Raw genomic sequence first — 18,162 nt, forward strand, 5'->3', positions numbered from 1 at the left:
TTTTGGTTAACATTGGCAGAATTATATAGGGTTAAAGCAAAAAAATAACCACCCTATGCGGCAGACTTTTCACTAGAATGCCGCATTCTCAAATCTTGTCAGGAAGCTTACTGCCATGCTGTATAACGGTTCCCTGGTTGCCACTCAACCGCTGCGTCAAACTATTCGTGATTTCTACCGTGCCGATGAAGATAAAGTATTGGATTATCTGCTGCCACTGGCCGACATTGGCGTTAATGCCCGCAGTCGCGCCTGGGAGCGGGCGCGCAAGTTAGTGCTTAGCATCCGCCAGGCACAGGTAGGCAAGGGCGGTGTTGATGCGTTACTGAATGAGTTTTCGCTGTCAACTGACGAAGGTTTGGTATTAATGTGTCTGGCCGAAGCCTTGCTGCGCGTGCCGGACAAAACCACGGCTGACCGCCTTATTCGCGATAAGCTGGCGCAAGGTGACTGGAGTTCGCATTTAGGCAACAGCAGCTCATTATTTGTCAATGCTTCTGCCTGGGGCCTGCTGTTAACCGGCAAGCTGGTAAACTACTCTGACGAGCAGAAAAAACAACAATTTGGTTTGCTCAAGCGCACCTGTGGCCGTTTAGGCGAACCGGTGATCCGCCAGGCGGTGCGTTATGCCATGCAAATTATGGGCGCCCAGTTTGTCATGGGCACCACCATAGGCGCAGCGCTGGAGCGCGCCACACAAATGGAAGCCAAAGGCTTTCGCTACTCCTACGATATGCTGGGCGAAGGCGCCCGCACTATGGCCGATGCAGATCGCTATTTCGACAGCTATATGCAGGCAATTGATACCATTGGTAAAGCAGCTAAAGGTCGCGGCCCGTTTAACAGCCCGGGCATTTCGGTGAAATTGTCGGCCATTCACCCTCGCTATGAATTCAGCCACCGCGACCGCGTTATCGAAGAGCTGGTACCCCGGGTAAAACAACTGGCTCTGGCGGCCAAAGCTTATGATATCGGCTTTACCATCGACGCCGAGGAAGCCGACCGGCTGGATTTATCGCTGGATATCATTGAGGCAGTGTTCAGTGACCCGGCGCTGGATGGCTGGGAAGGTTTTGGCTTAGCGGTGCAGGCCTATCAGAAACGCGGTATCCATGTGATTGAATGGCTGCGTGATTTAACGGTAAAAGTTGGCCGCAAAATGATGGTGCGGTTAGTAAAAGGCGCCTACTGGGATACCGAGATTAAGCTTAGTCAGCTTGAAGGCTTCAGCGACTTTCCGGTGTTCAGCCGCAAGCCCGCTACCGATGTGTCTTATCAGGCCTGTGCGAGAAAAATGCTCAGCTACCGCGACAGCATTTACCCGCAATTTGCCACCCATAATGCTTACACTGTCGCCACCATTATGGAAATGACGAAGGATTACAGCGGCTTTGAGTTCCAGCGTTTACATGGCATGGGCGATGCGCTGTACGACGAAATCGTGATTAAAGACAAAATCCCCTGCCGCATTTATGCGCCGGTGGGTGAACACTCCGACTTACTGGCCTATTTAGTGCGCCGTTTGCTGGAAAACGGCGCTAACAGCTCCTTCGTTAATAATATTGTTGATGAAAGCATTCCGGTAGAATCACTGTTGGGCGACCCGGTAGAAACCGTGCGCGGCTGGAGCAAAAAACGCAACCAACAAATTCCGTTACCTGCTGCCTTATATGGCGCTGAGCGGCAAAACTCCAGTGGCTTGGATTTAACCGATATCGACCAGGTAGAACCGGTTAAAACCGCGATGGAACAATGGTTCAACAGCACTAAGCAGTTACCGGTAGAGCACGATGCGATAGCCGTAACCAATCCGGCTAACCTTGATGAAATTATCGGTTATTTGCACTATGCCGACAAAGACAAAATGCAGCAAATACTGGCTAATGCTGACGCGGCTTTTGCCAGCTGGTCTGCAAGCACGGTAACAGAGCGCGCGGCCTTATTGCGCCGCATTGGCGATGCGCTGGAAACGAACCGCGATGAGCTGTTGGCGCTGTGCGTAAAAGAAGCCGGTAAAACCTTAGGTGACAGCGTTGCTGAAGTGCGTGAAGCCATCGACTTCTGCCGTTACTATTCGGCCCGTGCCGAAGAGCTGTTTGCTAAGCCACAACAAGCCCGCGGTGTGTTTTTATGTATCAGCCCGTGGAATTTTCCGTTGGCCATTTTCTTAGGCCAGGTAGCCGCCGCCATCGTTGCCGGCAATACCGTAGTGGCGAAACCGGCTGAACAAACCAGCTTAATTGCCATCCGCACTGTCGAACTGATGCGCCAATGTGGTATGCCGGAGCACGTGGTACAGCTGGTTATCGCACCGGGCCGTCAGGTAGGGGAACATATAGTACCGGACAGCCGTATTCAGGGCGTGATGTTCACCGGATCCACCGAAACCGGTTGCTGGATAGCGCGTAAACTGGCAGAGCGTGGCGGCGAACCGGTGCCGCTGATTGCCGAAACCGGCGGCCAGAACTGTATGATTGTCGACTCGACCGCCCTGCCGGAACAGGTAGTAGATGATGTTATCTCGTCGGGTTTCCAAAGTGCCGGCCAGCGCTGCTCAGCGCTGCGGGTGCTGTTTTTGCAAGAAGACGTGGCCGATAAAATTATCACTATGTTAAAAGGCGCTATGGCACAGTTGCACGTTGGCGACCCACAATGGCTCAGTACAGATTTAGGCCCGGTCATTGATGCCAAAGCGCTGGAGCGTTTAAACAGCCATGTGCAGTACCTGGCTGATAAAGCTACTCTGCACTACGAATGCCAGGTGCCGACCGGTGACCGGCATTATTTCTTCGCACCGCGCCTGTACGAGATCAGCGATTTAACCGTGCTGGAGCGCGAAGTGTTTGGCCCGGTGGTGCATATTATCCGCTTTAACGCCAATCAGCTGGATAACATTATCAACCAGATCAACGCCACCGGCTACGGCCTGACTATGGGAGTACACAGCCGCATTGAGCAGTTTACCCAACGTATTGCCCGCGATATTAAAGCCGGCAATATCTACGTAAACCGCAATATGATTGGCGCCGTGGTCGGTGTGCAGCCCTTTGGTGGTCGCGGCTTATCCGGCACCGGCCCCAAAGCCGGCGGCCCCTTGTATTTAACCAGGCTGGTTAAAGATAACTTTGATGTCAGCTGCGCTGAACTGAGTGAACAAAAACGTCACCGCCTGCTCAGTGAAACCACCAGCAATGCTGTAGCCTACGCTATGCCAACAGCTGCTGTAGCACAGCAACAATGGGCACTGCTGAGCATTAATCAGCGTACTTCTGTACTGCGCCAGTTCCTGGCATCACTGGCGTCGAACGCGGTAGTAAATAAGCTGGAACCGGACTTAGAGCAAGTGCTCACCCTGGCACAGCAAAAACTGCAACGGGTAGAGCGTGAGCTGCAAAAGCCGGTAATGCTGCCCGGGCCCACCGGTGAAACAAATATGCTGCTGCTGGATCCGCGCGGCATTTTGGCACTGGTACGCGATGAAACCAGCTCATTCAGCCATTGGTTAGTGGTCATTATTACCGCGCTGGCAGCCGGCAATGCGGTAGTAACAGCGGTAGAAGAAGCCGATGTAGCCGAAGCTGAAGCCTGTATTAAAGCGCTGCAACAGGCCGGCATGCCGGCACACCTGCTGGCCGTAGTACGGTTAGACTGCCTGACTACCCTGCTGGCGCATGCTGATTTGGCCGGTGCTATAGTGGAAGTGAGCAGTGCAGTAAAACCGCTGTGTGCTGAGCTGTTAGCCAGCCGTGAAGGCGCGATTCTGCCGCTAATCACAGCCCCGGCCGGGCAGCGCTTGTTGCAGCGTTTAATTACCGAAAAAACCGTTACCATTAATACCACGGCTGCCGGCGGCAATGCGTCGCTGATGACCATGGCAGATAACGCCGGTTAACCCCTGCACCACTCTGTTTCAATCTGGCTAAAGCCCGCAGTTGCGGGCTTTATGCTATGTTATACGGCATGCTATCGCAGCATTATGACAAATCAGCTCTTTGTTAATATGCAGTTAAGCAACTTCAGGTATACTGCACGGCTGATGTAACGATGGGATTCAGGTTAAACACAAGATGGCATATCAGGAAGTTAACATCGCCGATTTGCAGCCGGGAAGCTATGTAGTGCAGGTATTGCAGCAAACCGGCGAAATAGTCGTCAAACATGCCGGTTGGGTCCGTACGACACAGGCGGTTGACGTATTACGCCAAAAAGGCGTACGCGTGCTGTTGATTGACCCTGATAAAAAGCTAATCAGCCAGGTTGCTGAAGCGCCTGCACCTGCCGCCACCGTTACTGCGGATGAACCACCACCGCGCAGCTTGTTCAGCACTGAATGGCCAAGGGCTGAGCGGGTATTGCAGCAAACCGGCAAAGCACAGCGCCAGTTACTCGATGCGGTACGTCAGGAAAAAGCCATCGATCTGAGCTTAATCTATGAAGTCAGCGCCGGCTTATCTGAGTCTGTGGCCCGCAACCAGGACGTATTGCTGTGCCTGACCCGCATCGCAGAACAAAGCGACACCCTGCTACAACACAGCATCAGCTGCGCGGTTTATATGGCAGCTTTTGGCCGTTACCTCGGCTTGCCACCGCATAAAGTGCAGGCGCTGATCACTGCGGCGTTATTGCACGATATCGGCAAAACCACCAACCCCGATTACCTGAACGCCGACGATCATGTTGCTATAGCGGCAAGTATGACGGCATTGCAAAAAACGCCACACCTGGCCGGCGAAATTTCACTGTGGATCAGCCAGCACTGTGCTTATCTTGATGGCAGCGGCTCGCCAAAAATCAGCAGCAAGCAAATTGATAAAGGTAGCCGGATGCTGGCTATTGTAAACCACTATGAAAACCTGACATCAGCCCATCAGGGTAAACAAGGGCCGCTTAACGCGTCGCGCCAGTTATTGGACCTGACGCCAAGGCAACTGGATGGCGACCTGCTGCAGCTGTTTATTAAATGCATAGGGGTCTATCCGCCGGGTTCAGTGGTAAAACTAAGCAGTGGCCGGCTAGCGCTGGTGCTGGAAAACAACCCGAAAAAGCCGGTGCAGCCCAAGGTAAAAGTGTTCTATCACAGCGTACATCAGCACCATATTCCGGCTAAAGTGCTCGACCTGGCACGGCAGCAGGATGAACAAATTGAAGCTTGTGTCGATTTGAAAAAGTTTGGTCTGGACGTACACAACTATTTGTAAAAAACGCCTGTAAAAACTGTCTTTGAAGTCAGCGCTTGTTTAAGCACGCCCCAGGCACTAGTATTCTAAGGATACGCCATCACTGAAGTTTGCCCATCGTGAAGACAATTCCCATTGATCAGCTGATCTGCGGTATGTTTATTGTCAAAATAGCACAACAACAAAATGCTGCTGCTCTGCAGGTACAAGGCCAGGTTAAAGACAGCGCACAAATTGACTTACTTAAACGCAAGGGTGTAACCGCAGTGGTTATTGACCCGGCCAAACAGCAGGTTGTTGCCTTAGACATTGCCGACAGCAACGGTTTTACTCATGCCTCTGCAGTGCCGGCGCCCCCGGCAGTGACCCTGAGTGCACGGCAAAGCGGCAAAAAAACCAGCATGACGCAGGAGCTGGCAAAAGCAGAAAAACTCTATGCCGAAGCCAAAAATCTGCAAAAGCGCGCCTTTCGTGACATCAGCAACGGTAAAACCATTGACGTTGCCGACTTTCGCAATTGTGCCGACGGCATTATTGACTCGGTGTTCCGCAACCAGGATGCACTGCTGTGCATGAGCCGGATCCGCGATAAAGACGCTTACCTGCTGGAACACTCGGTTAACGTCTCCATTCTGATGAGCATCTTTGCCAAGTTTCTCAATATGGAAGAGTCGGTTATTGAGCAATTGGCAACCGGCGCACTGCTGCACGACATTGGTAAAATTCAGGTGCCGGACGCGGTATTAAATAAGCCGGGCCGGCTGACTGAAGATGAGTTTGTGCAAATGCGCAAACACGTCGAGTACAGCCGCGATATTTTGCAACAAACTGAAGGTATTTCAGATATCAGCCTGGATGTAGCAGCAAACCATCATGAACGCCTCGATGGCAAAGGCTATCCTGCCGGCTTAACGGGTGAGCAAATTTCGTTGTACAGCCGGATGATCGCCATTGTCGATAGCTATGACGCCATCACCGCACAGCGGGTGTATAAAAGCGGCCAAACCAGCGTTAAAGCGCTGAAGATTTTACTCGCCGACAGCCCGCATCATTTCGACCCGGTATTGGTAAAACAGTTTATCAGCGCCATAGGCATGTACCCGCCAGGCACCCTGGTAAAACTGGACAGCGAGAAACTGGCATTAGTGCTGGAACACAACCCGGCCAGCCTGACCTGTCCTATTGTGAAAGTGTTCTACCATGGCAGTAAGCGGCACTATTTAACCCCGGTGACGCTGGATTTAACTAACGCCCGTTGCAACGATGCCATTAACACTGCTGTAGACGCGCTGGAATATAAGATTGATCTGAAGAAGTTTTTTAATCAGTTTATCATGAAAGTCTGACACCAGCGGGCTAGCCGCCGCTGCCCGGCCATTCGGTCAGGGCCGCCATACTGAACAGCTGGTTACCCAGCTGCAGCAGCACAAATTGCGGCGTAATTTCTTTAATGCGGATATCTGCCGTTACCCACTGACCTTCCTGCAAGGTTTTACCGTTTACTTTCACCCAACGCTGGCTAACCGTAGTGGCATAGACGTGGGCATCAAAGCGCAGCGGCGGAATTTGTTGCTGCAGTTGTCGCTCCAGGCTACCGATATCGCGCGCCGGCGCACTTTGGTTACGCTGGCCGCCAGCCGCCACTCTGCCCTCTGTTGCCTCTATCGCCGAAGCAAATTTATCCCGCAGCTCTGCTGACACTGCCGGTTCTGCAGCAGGCTCAGGCTTAGCCTCCACTAACGGCTGAGGTTCCGCAGCAGCAGTCCCGGCCGTCACCGTTGCCATGGCAGGTTTGCTGGTCAGTTGCTCCTGCACTACTTGCGGTTGCGGCGGTTGCGGCGTTAGTGCCTGGGCCAATTCAGTAACAACCGCCGGTGCTGTTTTATCTGCCGCTTCGTTATCGGCGGGGCTTAATGCCGCCAGAATAGCGTCGGGTTGCGCCGGTATCACTACCTCTGCAGCAGGGGTTGCAGCGGGTTTAACCAGCGGCATTAACAGATAGGCGGCGACGGCGCCGGTTAGCAGCGCCAACAGTAAGGCCAGCGCCAACGCCAGTTTACGCCAAAATGCACTGCCATCTGCCGCCGGCGGCGCAGCCTGATGCTGTTGTTTCAATGCTTGCATTAAAATTGACATAAAGTTCCCGGCCCGGTGGGCACTACATTATCCGTTTTGCAGCAGCGGCAGCATAACCACTGCCAGACTAAAGCCCAGCACTATAGCGCAAAGGCCCAGCACAGGCCAGAACCAGCGTGGCAATGCCGCCGGCTTTAGCTGATCTGACAGTGGTAAAATCTCGCCTGCCGCTTGTTGCACCAGCTTGTCACTGACCATAGCCTGTTGCTGACTGTAAGCACCGAGCAAGGCGCGGTCGGCCATCAGATTCAGCAGCCGCGGTATACCGCCGCTGAGCTGATACAAACGCTTTACTGCGCTGTCACTAAATACCGGCCGGCTGCAGCCCGCTACCTGTAAACGGAATTTCAGATAGTGCCTTACTTCATCCAGACTCAGCGGCAGTAAATGATAGCGCGCGGTAATACGCTGCGCTAACTGACGTAAATCATTGCGTTTTAACAGCTGCTGCAGCTCAGGTTGGCCAATTAAAATCACCTGCAGCAACTTACGGGTATTGGTTTCCAGATTGGTCAGCAAACGCAGTTGCTCCAGCACCGCCGGTTGCAGATGCTGGGCTTCGTCAATAATTAACAACGTATGCTTGCCGGCCTCATGGTTTTTCAGCAAGCGGGCTTTTATTTTATCGCCCAGCAGCTTTAGGCTGGCATCGGTTTTTTTGTAGCGGATTTTCAGCTCGTCACAAATGGCTGCCAGCAGCTCCAGCTCAGATAAGGTGGGGTTTAGAATAAAGGCCACCTCGGCACGTTCGTCCAGCTCTTGTAATAAACAGCGCGATACTGTGGTTTTACCGGTACCCACTTCACCGGTCAGCAGCACAAAACCGCCGGCTTCACCCAAGCCATAGCGCAAATGTGCCAGTGCTTCGGCATGGCGCGGGCTTAAATACATAAAGTCAGGGTTAGGTGCAATAGAAAACGGGGCACTGGTTAAGCCGAAAAATCCGGTATACATACTGCATCCTGCTGGTTAGGGCGCCGCCATTTGTTGCGACCGTGCATTTTGAAAGACGACAGGTATAATGGCAAAAAATCAGCCAACAGGAAAGCCGGTGCAACGATATCTGGTAGGTGGAGCAGTACGCGACAGTCTTTTGGGCTACCCGTTTCACGAGCGGGACTGGGTGGTAGTGGGCGCCACCCCACAGCAAATGCTGGATTTAGGCTATCAGCAGGTGGGTAAAGACTTCCCGGTATTTTTACACCCGGATACCAAAGAAGAACATGCTTTAGCCCGTACCGAGCGTAAAAGCGGTAAAGGTTACACCGGCTTTAGCGTCTATGCCGCACCAGACGTTACACTGGAGCAGGATTTACTGCGCCGCGATTTAACGATTAATGCCATTGCGCAGGCCGATGACGGCACTTTAGTTGATCCCTTTGCTGGTGCAGCCGATATCGAAAATAAAATTCTGCGCCATGTCTCCGACGCCTTTGCCGAAGATCCGCTGCGTGTGCTGCGGGTAGCGCGTTTTTATGCCCGCTATGCCCATTTAGGTTTTACTGTTGCAAGCGAAACCCAAGCTTTAATGCAGCGGTTAAGCGATGAGCTTGGCACTTTGACGCCGGAGCGGGTGTGGCAGGAAACCGCCAAAGCACTGAGCGAACAAACGCCGCAGGCCTATTTTCAACTGCTTTACGATACCGGCGCCTTGCAGGTGCTGATGCCGGAGCTGGCCGCTTTATGGGGCGTACCGCAACCACCGCAGTGGCACCCGGAAATTGATAGCGGCGTGCACACCTTAATGGTGCTGCAGCAAGCCGCGGCTTTATCAGCACGGCTGGATATCCGTTTTGCCGCTTTGGTGCATGATTTAGGTAAAGGCGTCACCAAACCAGAGCTTTGGCCGGCACATCATGGTCATGAACACTCTGGTCTGCCGCTGATTAAGCAGCTGTGCGACAGATTGCGGGTGCCAAATGACTGCCGCGAGCTGGCGTTAGCGGTATGTGAATATCATCAAATTATTCATCGCGCCCGCGAGCTTAAAAGCAGCACGGTGTTAAAGCTGTTTAATGCGATAGATGTGTGGCGCAAACCTGAGCGTTTAGAAGCGATATTGCTGTGCTGCACAGCAGATTTGCGCGGCCGCACCGGTTTTGAACAGGCAGAATACCCACAGGCAACCTACCTGCAAGCACTGGCGAATGCGGCGCGCCGGGTAAACGCCAAAGAGTTAGTGGCACAAGGCTTAAGCGGTGAAGCCATCAAGCAGGGCTTACAACAGGCACGGCTGCAAGCTATTAAAGCAGCCAAAGCGCAGCTGAACAGTGCTGCGCTGTAATATCGTCAGTGCGCTATAGGTTGCTTGTTACTTAGGCCGCATTGCTAAGCAATGCCAATAAAACCACACCTAAAATCAGCCGGTATATTACAAACGGCAACATGCCCATGCGCTCTATCACTTTTAAAAACAAGTGAATACAAATAAAGGCGCTGAGAAAAGACAAGCCGGTACCCAACAAGATGGCCGTAATGTCATAGTGCGTAGGCTCTGCCAGTAACTTGCTGCCCTGATAACCACCGCTTAAGATAATGATCGGAATAGACAGTAAAAAAGAAAACCGCGCCGCGCTGACTCTGTCCAACCCCAGCATTAACGCCGCTGTCATGGTAATACCTGAGCGTGAAGTCCCCGGAATAAGAGCAACAGCCTGGGCTATACCAATCAACAACGCTTGCTTCCAGCTTAGCTGTTCCATGCTTTGCAGCTGTTTTGCCGTGGCATCTGCCAGCCACAACGCTAAACCAAATACGATGGTAGTGATAGCAATAACGTAAGGCGAGCGCAGGAACGTTTCTATCAAATCAGCCGCCAACAAGCCGGCCAAACCAGCCGGAATGGTGGCTAATATTACCCACCATGCCAGCTTACTCTCGGTGCTGTGCTTACCACCCAGGCTTTGAAACCAGCCCACTGTTAGCTGACCGATATCACGGCGAAAATACAACATTACTGCCAGCAAAGTGCCGACATGCACAGCAACATCAAACACCAGGCCCTGATCCTGCCAGCCAAATACAGCAGAGGGTAAAATAAGATGAGCAGAAGACGAAATAGGTAAAAACTCGGTAAGACCTTGAATAATAGCTAAAATGATAACTTCCACTGTACTCACTGCTTGTCACTCCAGTTAAATGGCACCGGCCATAGTTTTTGTTGTTTACGATAGTTTTGCCACAAGCTGGCATAGCTTTGCCCGCTACCGGGATGAATGACCTCCGGCGCTAACTCGGCCAGCGGCCACAGCACAAAGGCGTTTTCGGTAATTTCCTGCCGCGGCAAAATAACGGGGCTGTTACATACCACATCGTCATAGGTCAGCAGGTCTAAATCCAGGGTACGGCCACAGAACTTCTGCGCACCACGTACTCTGCCGTATTGATCCTCTATCTGCTTTAACAGCGCTACGCACTGCGCAATGGTTAAATCGGTATCGGCTCCGGCCACCATATTGTAAAACGCATCACCGCTAAAACCGACAGCCTCGCTTTCATACACTGACGACAGCTGCACGGCGGCAAAGTGCTGCTGCAATGCCTCTACTCCGGCGCGGACATAATAGTCGCGCTCGATATTGCTGCCAATACTGATATAAATACGCGCCATCAGCTGCGGCTCCTGACAATATGCACACCCACTGTTTGCGCCTGCTTAACAGCGCCCGGTTTGCTTACCGTTACTTCCACCTTACTGGTAGCAAACTCGCTCAGCAGCAGCTGTGCCACACGTTCAGCGACGGTTTCAATCAGCTCTATCGGCGCAGCGGTGATAAGCGCTGTGACTTTTTCGGCAATCACCGCATAGTCCAGGGTTAATTTAATATCGTCTGTTGCTGCCGCACTGCGTTGATCTGCCGTTAGCGCCAGGTCGAGAAATAAGCTTTGCGTTATCGCCTTTTCCCAATCGTATACGCCAATCACGGTATCAACTTGTAGCTGTTTTATAAAAACTATGTCCATTCAGTTACATCCGCATTGCGTTATTTCTCGTTTCAGGTAGGCTGGTCGGATAGGCAAAACCGCGAAAACCCTATATTCTGCTGGCGCTACGCCATAGGGCAATCTTAACGTAAAAACTGGTGCTGAGGAACCGCCTTAATGACCCCGCTGATTGGAATTATGATGCTGGCTGCCTATTTATTAGGCTCCGTTTCGTCGGCAGTGCTGGTCAGCAAGCTGTTTCGCTTACCCGATCCCCGCTTACACGGTTCCTGCAACCCGGGCGCGACTAATGTGCTGCGTCTGGGCGGTAAATTGCCGGCCATTTTGGTACTGCTGTTTGATATTTTAAAAGGCACCATTCCGGTGTGGGGTTCATACTTCCTAAAAATTGAGCCGCTGTTTCTCGGCCTAATTGCTATTTGTGCCTGTGTCGGCCATATTTTTCCGCTATTTTTTGGCTTTAAAGGTGGCAAAGCCGTTGCTACTGCCTTTGGCGCCATGATGCCGATTGGGCTGGATTTGGCCGGTTTGCTGATTGCCAGCTGGCTGATTATTGTGGCACTAAGTGGCTATTCCTCACTGGCGGCTATTTTAACTGTCAGCTTAGCCCCACTGTTTACCTGGTTTATAAAACCGCTGTATACCATACCGGTGCTGATGCTGAGCATTCTGATTATTGTGCGCCACCGCGAGAATATCGTGCGATTGTGGCAGGGCAAAGAAAGCAAAGTCTGGGATAAGTCCAAGCGGATCCGGGAGTGAACCGCAGCTTCGGCTGTGCTTTCGGTTGCAACTCCCGCTCTGGCTCGCCACAGCAACTCGCCCTACTGCCTGCGGCAGGGCTCAGACACTCTGTGGCGCCCAAATCGGGATTCCAACCTTCAGTCCAAACTACTGACTTATCAAGTTAAACCGCCGGCAGTTCCTGCATTGGCCAGCGCGGAGTTACACCAATCGTTAAATCCTGCTGCTGCCCGGCCGCTAAGCGGTAATACCCCGCCAGCGCTATCATGGCACCATTGTCGGTGCAAAACTCTTTACGCGGATAAAACACTTCACCGCCGTGGCGCTTAAGTAACTGCGCTAATTGCTCACGCAACGAAGTATTGGCGCTGACACCTCCGGCTATCACCAGGCGTTTATAACCGGTTTGCAGCAGCGCCCGCTCACATTTAATCACCAGGGTATCTACCACCGCCTGCTGAAACGATGCGGCAATATCAGCTTGTACCTGCGCGCTGTTGCCCTCTTTGGCTATTACGTTCGCTGCTGAGGTTTTCAGCCCGCTAAAGCTGAAATCCAACCCCGGGCGGTCGGTCATCGGCCGTGGGAACTTATATTTTTTACTGTCGCCCTGCACCGCCAGCTTTGCCAATAACGGGCCGCCGGGGTAATCCAGCCCCATTAATTTGGCGGTTTTGTCAAAGGCTTCGCCGGCAGCATCATCAATAGACTCGCCTAACAGCTCATAACGGCCAATACCTTCTACCGCCACTAACTGGGTGTGGCCGCCGGATACCAACAGCGCCAGAAACGGAAACTGCGGCGGGTTGGCCTCCAACATGGGCGCCAATAAATGGCCTTCCATATGGTGCACCGCCAGCGCCGGCTTGCCCCAAGCCATGGCTAAAGAACGGCCGATAGATGCGCCTACCAGTAAAGCACCGGCTAAACCCGGGCCAGCGGTATAGGCCACGCCGTCAATATCGGCGGCAGCGCAGTTGGCCTCGCGCAGCGCTTGTTGTATCAGCGGAATGGTTTTACGGATATGATCACGCGAGGCAAGCTCCGGCACCACACCGCCGTAATCGGCGTGCAGCGGGATCTGGCTGTACAGTACATGGCTTAATAAACCCAGCTTGTCGTCATAAACGGCAATACCGGTTTCATCGCAGGACGTTTCTATACCTAAAACTCGCATCTGTGTCTCAAATCCGCTAAAATGGCGGCCATTGTACCGGCTCAGTTCACTCAGAGCCAGAGGATCGGATTTAGATCGCAGAACTGCTTTACATCGCCCTGTCTTTTTGCGTAAAATGCCGCACCATTTTTAATCGTATTGGTTCACAGATAACCAATTTGGCCCTGAGGTGAGAATTTAATGCCTGTTGTTAAAGTAAAAGAAAACGAACCGTTTGACGTAGCATTACGTCGTTTCAAGCGCTCATGCGAAAAAGCTGGTGTATTAGCTGACGTACGCGCTAAAGAATTCTACGAGAAGCCAACTTGGATCCGTAAGCGTAAAAAAGCAGCAGCTGTTAAGCGTCACGCTAAGAAGCTGTCTCGCGAAAACGCACGTCGCATCAAGCTGTACTAAGCCTAACCGGCTGTTAGTACCCGCTTAGCGACACCGGTGCTGTCTGCTGCGCACATTATTGCCAGCAACGCTAATAGCAAAGACCAGCCCGACGTAACAGCGCAAAGTCGACATCTGCATACCGTGCCCGCAAGGCACGGTTTGTCTTTTTCTGAATAACGCCGAAGGAAAAAGGTGGCAGGACAAATCCCCAGACAGTTTATCGACGAGTTGTTGGCCCGCACCGACATCGTTGAACTGATAGACCAGCGCGTACCGCTGAAAAAAGCCGGTAGAAATTACGCTGCCTGTTGTCCGTTCCATAGCGAAAAATCGCCCTCTTTCACTGTTAGCCCCGACAAACAGTTTTACCATTGCTTTGGCTGTGGCGCGCACGGCAATGCCATCAGCTTTATGATGGAGTTTGAACAACTCGAGTTTGTTGAAGCCATTGAAGAGCTGGCGCAGCAGCACCATCTTGAAGTACCACGCGAGCAAGGTGCCGGCCCCAAACGCCCTGCGGCGCAGGCCGATGATTACCACTTAATGCAGCAAGCGGCAGAGTTTTACCAGCAACAACTGCAAAGCCACCCCAATGCTGCCATGGTGCAGCAATATGTCGCCAAGCGCGGTTTAAGTGCGAAAACCCTGGCAGATTTTGCTATAGGTTACGCCCCGGATGGCTGGGATAACCTGTTAAAACGCTTAAGCCCGACTAACAATAAAGTGCTGCGCGATCAGCTGTTTGAATTGCGGTTGATAAACCGCAACGACAATGGCCGTGAGTATGACTTTTTCCGCGAACGCTTAATGTTTCCCATTCGCGACAAACGCGGCCGCGTTATTGCTTTTGGTGGCCGCGTATTGGGTGACGGCACGCCGAAATATTTAAATTCACCGGAAAGCCGGCTGTTTCACAAAGGCCGTGAGCTGTATGGCTTATATGAAGTGCGCCAGCAACCGGGCCATGTCGAACAAATACTGGTAGTAGAAGGCTATATGGATGTGGTGGCGCTGGCCGAACACGATATCCGCTTTGCCGTCGCCTGCTTGGGCACCGCCACTACGTCGGATCATATGCATACGCTGTTTCGCTACACGCCCAAAGTAGTGTGCTGCTACGACGGTGACCGCGCCGGCCGCGATGCCGCCTGGCGTGCATTGCAAAGCGCACTGCCGCAATTAAAAGATGGCGTAGAGTTAAATTTCGTGTTTTTGCCCGACGGCGAAGACCCGGATTCATTAGTACAAAAAGAAGGCAAAGACGCCTTTTTACAACGTATCGCCGGCGCCATGCCGCTTAATCAGTACTTTTTTGAGCACCTAGTGCAGGAATTTGACCCGGCCACCGATGCCGGCAAATCAGCGTTATCGGTAAAAGCGGCAGAGCTGATTAAACAAATTCCGAGTGAATTTTACCGTGACAGTTTAAGCGATAAATTGGCCAACCTGCTGGGTAAGCCGCGTGAGCGCACAAAAGCCGCAGTAAACCGCGCGTCAAACCGGGTAAAACCGGCGGCAATGAAAATAACGCCGATGCGCCGTGCTATTGGTTTATTGCTGCAGTACCCCAACTTAGTGAACGTGATGCCGGACGCGCCCGAGCTTGGCGATGCCAATATTCCGGGCATAGGCTTATTACTGGCGCTGCAACAACGGCTGCAACAACAAGCGGACTTAACCACGGCACAACTGATCGAGCAGTGGCGTGATTTGCCCGAGCATAATATTTTAATGACGCTGGCGGCCTGGGATCACCAGATAGCGCCGGAACAATTATCACAGGAATTTGTCGATACCTTTCACTCTATTGAGGATCAGTATCTGCAACAACGGCTGGAAGCCCTGGAACGGAAAGACAAGCTGCAACAACTGAGTAAAGCCGAATGGCATGAATACAAACTGTTGCTGCAGGCATTAAAAAGCAAAAAACCAAAGCTTGCGACCTAATGCGGCTGGCTAGAAAAGCCGCGCTTTGTTATAATCGCTAGTTCGCAATTTTACATTAATCAAATTGGTGGAAGATAAGTCTCTATGGAGCAAAATCCTCAGTCGCAGTTAAAACTCCTGATCATTAAAGGTAAAGAGCAAGGTTATCTTACCTTTGCTGAGGTGAATGATCACCTGCCGCAAGACATTATCGATTCAGATCAGATAGAAGACATTATCCGCATGATCAATGACATGGGGATCCAGGTGTTTGAAAGCGCCCCGGATGCCGACGATCTGATCATGACCGATGCCACCACAGATGAAGACGCAGTGGAAGAAGCTGCGCAAGCCTTAGTCAGCGTAGACAAAGAACTGGGCCGCACTACCGACCCGGTGCGGATGTACATGCGTGAAATGGGCACCGTTGAGCTGTTAACCCGCGAAGGCGAAATTGACATCGCCAAACGGATTGAAGACGGTATCAACACCGTGCAAAGCTCAGTAGCTGAATACCCGGAAGCCATTACTTACCTGCTGGAACAGTGGGACAAGTACGAAGCCGAAGAAATTCGCTTAAGCGACATTGTTACTGCCTTTATCGACCCGAACGAAATTGATGAGGCGCCGGTAGCCGGCAGCCATATCGGCTCTGACGTGCCGGAAGATAAGATGGACGATGACGACAGCGACGACGATGACGACGATGACAGCGATGCTGACGACGGCGACACCGGCCCGGATCCGGAAATGGCACGGCTGAAGTTTGGCGAACTGCGTACCCAGTACGACGTTACCCGTAACTCTATCGTGAAGAACGGCCGCGAACACGCCACCACCAAAGTAGAAATTGAAAAATTAAGCGAAGTGTTCCGCTGCTTCCGTCTGGTACCAAAACAGTTCGATCGCCTGGTTAAAAACATGCGCGAAATGATGGACCGTGTGCGGGTGCAGGAACGCATCGTGATGAAGCACTGCGTTGAATACGCCAAGATGCCGAAGAAAAACTTCGTTAAAGCCTTTACCGGTTTTGAAACCTCTACCGCTTGGGTAGACGTGGAAATTGCTGCGAATAAGCCCTACTCCGCCAAGCTGAAAGAAATGCAGGAAGAGTTGGTTCGCAGCATTGAAAAACTGAAAAAAGTAGAAGAAGAAACCGGCTTAAGTATCTTTAAAATTAAAGATATTAACCGTCGCATGTCGATTGGCGAAGCCAAAGCCCGCCGCGCCAAGAAAGAGATGGTAGAAGCTAACTTACGTTTGGTTATCTCTATCGCGAAAAAATACACCAACCGTGGTCTGCAATTCCTTGATTTAATTCAGGAAGGCAACATCGGTTTGATGAAAGCGGTAGATAAGTTTGAATACCGCCGTGGTTACAAGTTCTCTACCTATGCTACCTGGTGGATCCGTCAGGCCATTACCCGCTCTATCGCGGACCAGGCCCGCACCATCCGTATTCCGGTGCATATGATTGAAACCATCAACAAGTTAAACCGCATTTCCCGCCAAATGTTGCAGGAAATGGGCCGCGAGCCGTCACCGGAAGAATTATCCGAACGCATGCAAATGCCGGAAGATAAAATCCGTAAGGTGCTGAAAATCGCCAAAGAGCCGATTTCAATGGAAACGCCGATTGGTGATGATGAAGACTCGCATCTGGGTGACTTTATTGAAGACGCCACCGGTGAATCACCGCTGGACTCTGCCACTATGGAAAGCCTGAAAAACGCGACTAACGAAGTGTTGGCCGGCTTAACCGCACGCGAAGCCAAAGTACTGCGCATGCGCTTTGGTATCGACATGAATACCGACCATACGTTGGAAGAAGTGGGTAAACAGTTTGACGTAACGCGTGAGCGTATTCGTCAGATCGAAGCCAAAGCGCTGCGTAAACTGCGCCACCCGTCACGCTCTGAAGTATTAAAAAGCTTCCTGGACGAGTAAGCTGCAGCTATAGCAACTACCCCGATAAAGGCGCCAAACGGCGCCTTTATTATTAAAATCAACTTAAAGCCTAAAAAAGCAGCAATTAACTGCACTTAGCGCAATAAGCCGGATGACAAAGCCGGCAAAAGTTTTTATACTGCCTGCCGCTTCACCTATGATGGCCCCATAGCTCAGTTGGTTAGAGCGCTCGACTCATAATTAGTGAGTCCATGTGGTACCATAGGAAATGTTGGTTCAAGTTGTAAAATCGTGGCCCCATAGCTCAGTTGGTTAGAGCGCTCGACTCATAATCGATCGGTCGCTGGTTCGAGTCCAGCTGGGGCCACCAATCCACTAAATACGCGGCTTCTAGCTGTGTTCAGCACCAAAACCCATCACTCTTACTAGAAAAATCGACTGGTTGTAGCTGAAAAAGCTTGGGCTAGTAAATTATTCATGGTTTCAAGCACAACCAAAGCACCACGTAATACACCGGCTACAGCATAGTGTAAAAAGTCGTAAGGGCTTTATATGCTCTGTTGTATTACAGCTAACAGAAATCGTCTCTTTGGCAGCTGTGGTGTAATAAATCCAAAAATGGAAATAAACTTCTTTGCTTTCCTAGGTGACAAATGTAACATAAGGCACATAACAAACAGCTGGATATTTAAACAGTATGAGTATAGGAAAAAGTGGTAGGATTGTCTTACAAATAGACCCTAACTTAAAAAAGCAGCTATACGGAGAGCT

At 51.7% G+C, this 18,162-nt stretch carries 14 protein-coding genes and 1 tRNA gene; 9 read left to right on the top strand and 6 right to left on the bottom strand.

What is annotated here, in order from left to right; all coding sequences use genetic code 11:
• Window positions 1–115 precede the first annotated feature (115 nt).
• The 3 genes from putA to Q8O77_RS16850 all read left to right on the top strand — a co-directional run bounded on the left by putA (window position 116) and on the right by Q8O77_RS16850 (window position 6,523).
• A complete protein-coding gene (putA, locus tag Q8O77_RS16840; RefSeq protein ID WP_305555947.1) occupies window positions 116–3,892 on the top strand; it encodes a bifunctional proline dehydrogenase/L-glutamate gamma-semialdehyde dehydrogenase PutA in 3,777 nt (1,258 codons plus the stop codon).
• A gap of 175 nt (window positions 3,893–4,067) precedes the next feature.
• A complete protein-coding gene (locus Q8O77_RS16845) occupies window positions 4,068–5,198 on the top strand; it encodes an HD-GYP domain-containing protein (RefSeq protein ID WP_305555950.1) in 1,131 nt (376 codons plus the stop codon).
• Window positions 5,199–5,296: 98 nt separating this feature from the next.
• Window positions 5,297–6,523, top strand: a complete 1,227-nt coding sequence (locus tag Q8O77_RS16850) for an HD-GYP domain-containing protein (protein WP_305555953.1) — start codon at window positions 5,297–5,299, stop codon at window positions 6,521–6,523.
• Between the two features lie 10 nt (window positions 6,524–6,533).
• Here the strand turns inward: Q8O77_RS16850 and Q8O77_RS16855 are convergent, their stop codons facing one another.
• Together Q8O77_RS16855 and Q8O77_RS16860 are read right to left on the bottom strand one after the other, a co-directional pair.
• Window positions 6,534–7,313 carry a general secretion pathway protein GspB gene (locus tag Q8O77_RS16855; protein ID WP_305555956.1) on the bottom strand — a complete coding sequence of 260 codons (780 nt, stop codon included), beginning with the start codon at window positions 7,311–7,313 and terminating at the stop codon, window positions 6,534–6,536.
• Between the two features lie 27 nt (window positions 7,314–7,340).
• On the bottom strand, window positions 7,341–8,267 hold the full coding sequence (locus Q8O77_RS16860; RefSeq protein ID WP_305555960.1) for an ExeA family protein: 927 nt from the start codon (window positions 8,265–8,267) through the stop codon (window positions 7,341–7,343).
• Window positions 8,268–8,364: 97 nt separating this feature from the next.
• Between Q8O77_RS16860 and Q8O77_RS16865 the strand changes: the two genes are divergently transcribed.
• A complete protein-coding gene (locus Q8O77_RS16865; protein WP_305555963.1) occupies window positions 8,365–9,597 on the top strand; it encodes a multifunctional CCA addition/repair protein in 1,233 nt (410 codons plus the stop codon).
• Window positions 9,598–9,628: 31 nt separating this feature from the next.
• Here Q8O77_RS16865 and Q8O77_RS16870 read toward each other — a convergent pair whose 3' ends face one another.
• Genes Q8O77_RS16870 through folB form a run of 3 tightly spaced genes read right to left on the bottom strand, consistent with a single transcriptional unit; the run spans window position 9,629 to window position 11,276 of the window.
• Entirely contained in the window at window positions 9,629–10,432 is an 804-nt protein-coding gene (locus Q8O77_RS16870; protein WP_305555966.1) for an undecaprenyl-diphosphate phosphatase, read from the bottom strand.
• Entirely contained in the window at window positions 10,429–10,923 is a 495-nt protein-coding gene (gene folK / locus Q8O77_RS16875) for a 2-amino-4-hydroxy-6-hydroxymethyldihydropteridine diphosphokinase (protein ID WP_305555969.1), read from the bottom strand. Before folK ends, Q8O77_RS16870 begins: the two co-directional genes overlap by 4 nt.
• On the bottom strand, window positions 10,923–11,276 hold the full coding sequence (folB, locus tag Q8O77_RS16880) for a dihydroneopterin aldolase (protein WP_305555972.1): 354 nt from the start codon (window positions 11,274–11,276) through the stop codon (window positions 10,923–10,925). The genes folK and folB overlap by 1 nt, the downstream gene beginning before the upstream one ends.
• A gap of 138 nt (window positions 11,277–11,414) precedes the next feature.
• Here folB and plsY point away from each other — a divergent pair, with 138 nt between their 5' ends.
• On the top strand, window positions 11,415–12,020 hold the full coding sequence (plsY, locus tag Q8O77_RS16885) for a glycerol-3-phosphate 1-O-acyltransferase PlsY (RefSeq protein WP_305555975.1): 606 nt from the start codon (window positions 11,415–11,417) through the stop codon (window positions 12,018–12,020).
• A 145-nt stretch (window positions 12,021–12,165) separates the two neighbouring features.
• On the opposite strand, the gene tsaD is transcribed toward plsY, so the two are convergent.
• Window positions 12,166–13,179: a tRNA (adenosine(37)-N6)-threonylcarbamoyltransferase complex transferase subunit TsaD gene (gene tsaD, locus Q8O77_RS16890; protein ID WP_305555978.1), complete on the bottom strand. Its 1,014-nt coding sequence runs from the start codon at window positions 13,177–13,179 to the stop codon at window positions 12,166–12,168.
• A 180-nt stretch (window positions 13,180–13,359) separates the two neighbouring features.
• Between tsaD and rpsU the strand changes: the two genes are divergently transcribed.
• The 4 genes from rpsU (at window position 13,360) to Q8O77_RS16910 (ending at window position 17,761) form a co-directional block, all read left to right on the top strand.
• Window positions 13,360–13,575 carry a 30S ribosomal protein S21 gene (rpsU, locus tag Q8O77_RS16895; RefSeq protein ID WP_027671378.1) on the top strand — a complete coding sequence of 72 codons (216 nt, stop codon included), beginning with the start codon at window positions 13,360–13,362 and terminating at the stop codon, window positions 13,573–13,575.
• A gap of 174 nt (window positions 13,576–13,749) precedes the next feature.
• Window positions 13,750–15,504 (top strand): DNA primase, encoded by a 1,755-nt coding sequence (gene dnaG / locus Q8O77_RS16900; RefSeq protein ID WP_305555987.1) that lies wholly within the window; start codon window positions 13,750–13,752, stop codon window positions 15,502–15,504.
• 84 nt (window positions 15,505–15,588) lie between these two features.
• Window positions 15,589–17,430, top strand: a complete 1,842-nt coding sequence (gene rpoD / locus Q8O77_RS16905; protein WP_305555990.1) for an RNA polymerase sigma factor RpoD — start codon at window positions 15,589–15,591, stop codon at window positions 17,428–17,430.
• 254 nt (window positions 17,431–17,684) lie between these two features.
• Window positions 17,685–17,761 (top strand) — tRNA-Ile (locus tag Q8O77_RS16910).
• The last annotated feature ends 401 nt before the right edge of the window (window positions 17,762–18,162 follow it).

Origin of the sequence: Rheinheimera sp., from assembly GCF_030690345.1 — a bacterium.
Classification (GTDB): Bacteria; Pseudomonadota; Gammaproteobacteria; order Enterobacterales; family Alteromonadaceae; genus Alishewanella.

Excerpts from the sequence above, each read along its gene's own strand:
- putA (WP_305555947.1), top strand. The coding sequence starts at position 116 with ATGCTGTATAACGGTTCCCTGGTTGCCACTCAACCGCTGCGTCAAACT.
- Q8O77_RS16845 (WP_305555950.1), top strand. The coding sequence starts at position 4,068 with ATGGCATATCAGGAAGTTAACATCGCCGATTTGCAGCCGGGAAGCTAT.
- Q8O77_RS16855 (WP_305555956.1), bottom strand. The coding sequence starts at position 7,313 with ATGTCAATTTTAATGCAAGCATTGAAACAACAGCATCAGGCTGCGCCG.
- Q8O77_RS16860 (WP_305555960.1), bottom strand. The coding sequence starts at position 8,267 with ATGTATACCGGATTTTTCGGCTTAACCAGTGCCCCGTTTTCTATTGCA.
- folK (WP_305555969.1), bottom strand. The coding sequence starts at position 10,923 with ATGGCGCGTATTTATATCAGTATTGGCAGCAATATCGAGCGCGACTAT.
- folB (WP_305555972.1), bottom strand. The coding sequence starts at position 11,276 with ATGGACATAGTTTTTATAAAACAGCTACAAGTTGATACCGTGATTGGC.
- plsY (WP_305555975.1), top strand. The coding sequence starts at position 11,415 with ATGACCCCGCTGATTGGAATTATGATGCTGGCTGCCTATTTATTAGGC.
- tsaD (WP_305555978.1), bottom strand. The coding sequence starts at position 13,179 with ATGCGAGTTTTAGGTATAGAAACGTCCTGCGATGAAACCGGTATTGCC.
- rpsU (WP_027671378.1), top strand. The coding sequence starts at position 13,360 with ATGCCTGTTGTTAAAGTAAAAGAAAACGAACCGTTTGACGTAGCATTA.
- rpoD (WP_305555990.1), top strand. The coding sequence starts at position 15,589 with ATGGAGCAAAATCCTCAGTCGCAGTTAAAACTCCTGATCATTAAAGGT.